Raw genomic sequence first — 3,703 nt, 5'->3', positions numbered from 1 at the left:
CCCTGCGTCGATTAACGTTGCGCAGGAACCCTTGGTCTTTCGGCGTGGGTGTTTTTCACACCCATTGTCGTTACTCATGTCAGCATTCGCACTTCTGATACCTCCAGCAAGCTTCTCAACTCACCTTCACAGGCTTACAGAACGCTCCTCTACCGCGTCACTTACGTGACACCCGCAGCTTCGGTGTGTGGTTTGAGCCCCGTTACATCTTCCGCGCAGGCCGACTCGACTAGTGAGCTATTACGCTTTCTTTAAAGGATGGCTGCTTCTAAGCCAACCTCCTAGCTGTCTAAGCCTTCCCACATCGTTTACCACTTAACCACAACTTTGGGACCTTAGCTGGCGGTCTGGGTTGTTTCCCTTTTCACGACGGACGTTAGCACCCGCCGTGTGTCTCCCATGCTCGGCACTTCTGGGTATTCGGAGTTTGCATCGGTTTGGTAAGTCGGGATGACCCCCTAGCCGAAACAGTGCTCTACCCCCCAGAGTGATACATGAGGCGCTACCTAAATAGCTTTCGAGGAGAACCAGCTATCTCCGAGCTTGATTAGCCTTTCACTCCGATCCACAAGTCATCCCCTACCTTTTCAACGGGAGTGGGTTCGGTCCTCCAGTCAGTGTTACCTAACCTTCAACCTGCTCATGGATAGATCGCCCGGTTTCGGGTCTATACCCAGCGACTAAACGCCCTATTAAGACTCGCTTTCGCTACGCCTACCCTATACGGTTAAGCTTGCCACTGAATATAAGTCGCTGACCCATTATACAAAAGGTACGCAGTCACCTAACAAGTAGGCTCCCACTGCTTGTACGCATACGGTTTCAGGTTCTATTTCACTCCCCTCTCCGGGGTTCTTTTCGCCTTTCCCTCACGGTACTGGTTCACTATCGGTCAGTCAGTAGTATTTAGCCTTGGAGGATGGTCCCCCCATGTTCAGACAAAGTTTCTCGTGCTCCGTCCTACTCGATTTCACTTCAAAGATCCTTTCGCGTACGGGGCTATCACCCACTATGGCCGCACTTTCCAGAGCGTTCCGCTAAAATCAATGAAGCTTAAGGGCTAATCCCCGTTCGCTCGCCACTACTAAGGGAATCTCGGTTGATTTCTTTTCCTCAGGGTACTTAGATGTTTCAGTTCCCCTGGTTCGCCTCTTGCACCTATGGATTCAGTACAAGATACCTAGGTTATCCTAGGTGGGTTCCCCCATTCAGAGATCTCCGGATCAAAGTCTGTTTGCCGACTCCCCGAAGCTTTTCGCAGGCTACCACGTCTTTCATCGCCTCTGACTGCCAAGGCATCCACCGTATGCGCTTCTTCACTTGACCATATAACCCCAAGCAATCTGGTTATACTGTGAAGACGACATTCGCCGAAAATTCGCGCTTGAACTCGCAAATTTTACCTTGACTTGAATGATCACCAGTGAAAGAGATCATTCAGTCTTACTTCTATCACATACCCGAATTTTTAAAGAACAGTTCTGGTGCAAAGACCAGAAATCAATGTTCATCCACGAACATTCATTTCTGAGCTTTCGACGATTGTTTTAGATGGTGGAGCCAAGGAGGATCGAACTCCTGACCTCCTGCGTGCAAAGCAGGCGCTCTCCCAGCTGAGCTATGGCCCCGTATCGGATCACGCAGCACACCAACAATTGGTGGGTCTGGGCAGATTCGAACTGCCGACCTCACCCTTATCAGGGGTGCGCTCTAACCAACTGAGCTACAGACCCAATCGTCTAACCAGTGAATCAAGCAATTCGTGTGGGAGCTTATGAAGAAGCCGGGATCTTCGATTAAGGAGGTGATCCAGCCGCAGGTTCCCCTACGGCTACCTTGTTACGACTTCACCCCAGTCATGAATCACTCCGTGGTAACCGTCCCCCTTGCGGTTAGACTAGCTACTTCTGGAGCAACCCACTCCCATGGTGTGACGGGCGGTGTGTACAAGGCCCGGGAACGTATTCACCGTGACATTCTGATTCACGATTACTAGCGATTCCGACTTCACGCAGTCGAGTTGCAGACTGCGATCCGGACTACGATCGGTTTTATGGGATTAGCTCCACCTCGCGGCTTGGCAACCCTTTGTACCGACCATTGTAGCACGTGTGTAGCCCTGGCCGTAAGGGCCATGATGACTTGACGTCATCCCCACCTTCCTCCGGTTTGTCACCGGCAGTCTCCTTAGAGTGCCCACCCGAGGTGCTGGTAACTAAGGACAAGGGTTGCGCTCGTTACGGGACTTAACCCAACATCTCACGACACGAGCTGACGACAGCCATGCAGCACCTGTGTCTGAGTTCCCGAAGGCACCAATCCATCTCTGGAAAGTTCTCAGCATGTCAAGGCCAGGTAAGGTTCTTCGCGTTGCTTCGAATTAAACCACATGCTCCACCGCTTGTGCGGGCCCCCGTCAATTCATTTGAGTTTTAACCTTGCGGCCGTACTCCCCAGGCGGTCGACTTATCGCGTTAGCTGCGCCACTAAGATCTCAAGGATCCCAACGGCTAGTCGACATCGTTTACGGCGTGGACTACCAGGGTATCTAATCCTGTTTGCTCCCCACGCTTTCGCACCTCAGTGTCAGTATCAGTCCAGGTGGTCGCCTTCGCCACTGGTGTTCCTTCCTATATCTACGCATTTCACCGCTACACAGGAAATTCCACCACCCTCTACCGTACTCTAGCTCAGTAGTTTTGGATGCAGTTCCCAGGTTGAGCCCGGGGATTTCACATCCAACTTGCTGAACCACCTACGCGCGCTTTACGCCCAGTAATTCCGATTAACGCTTGCACCCTTCGTATTACCGCGGCTGCTGGCACGAAGTTAGCCGGTGCTTATTCTGTTGGTAACGTCAAAACAGCAAGGTATTAACTTACTGCCCTTCCTCCCAACTTAAAGTGCTTTACAATCCGAAGACCTTCTTCACACACGCGGCATGGCTGGATCAGGCTTTCGCCCATTGTCCAATATTCCCCACTGCTGCCTCCCGTAGGAGTCTGGACCGTGTCTCAGTTCCAGTGTGACTGATCATCCTCTCAGACCAGTTACGGATCGTCGCCTTGGTAGGCCTTTACCCCACCAACTAGCTAATCCGACCTAGGCTCATCTGATAGCGTGAGGTCCGAAGATCCCCCACTTTCTCCCTCAGGACGTATGCGGTATTAGCGCCCGTTTCCGGACGTTATCCCCCACTACCAGGCAGATTCCTAGGCATTACTCACCCGTCCGCCGCTGAATCCAGGAGCAAGCTCCCTTCATCCGCTCGACTTGCATGTGTTAGGCCTGCCGCCAGCGTTCAATCTGAGCCATGATCAAACTCTTCAGTTCAATACTGCTTGGGTTTTGAGAAAACCCTAAACTTGGCTCAGCAATCGCATTCTCTTAAAAAGAGATAAAACTCTCGAATTCACGAGTGTTACTTGCGTTGCTGATAATCTTGCGATCACCAGTCTTACATCACAAGCACCCACACGAATTGCTTGATTCGACTTGTTAAAGAGCAGTTGGTCAAGGCTTTCGTCTCAACCGAGGCCGCGCATTCTACAGCAACCTCTCGTTCCGTCAAGCGTTATTTTCGAAAATTTTCTTTTCTACTCAACCGCTTGCGCCGACCTTCAAACCATCTTCCGATCAGCGGGAGGCGCATTCTACAGCGTTCAAATTCGCTGTCAAGCACCTCGGTGAAGCTTCGTTTCGA

2 tRNA genes and 2 rRNA genes are annotated in these 3,703 nt (G+C 51.6%); all 4 read right to left on the bottom strand.

What is annotated here, in order from left to right:
• Positions 1-1,326: ribosomal RNA gene (locus HMPREF2716_RS00480) — 23S ribosomal RNA — on the bottom strand; the annotation flags it as partial.
• 226 nt (positions 1,327-1,552) lie between these two features.
• Positions 1,553-1,628, bottom strand: a tRNA-Ala gene (locus tag HMPREF2716_RS00475).
• Positions 1,629-1,656: 28 nt separating this feature from the next.
• Positions 1,657-1,733: transfer RNA gene (locus tag HMPREF2716_RS00470), tRNA-Ile, on the bottom strand.
• Between the two features lie 64 nt (positions 1,734-1,797).
• Positions 1,798-3,333, bottom strand: a 16S ribosomal RNA gene (locus HMPREF2716_RS00465).
• Between the last annotated feature and the right edge of the window lie 370 nt (positions 3,334-3,703).

Source organism: Pseudomonas sp. HMSC076A11, from assembly GCF_001810205.1.
Classification (GTDB): domain Bacteria; phylum Pseudomonadota; class Gammaproteobacteria; order Pseudomonadales; family Pseudomonadaceae; genus Pseudomonas; species Pseudomonas aeruginosa.
Note: the sequence above shows the minus strand (reverse complement) of the source record. Positions and strands in the feature narration are given on the sequence as shown.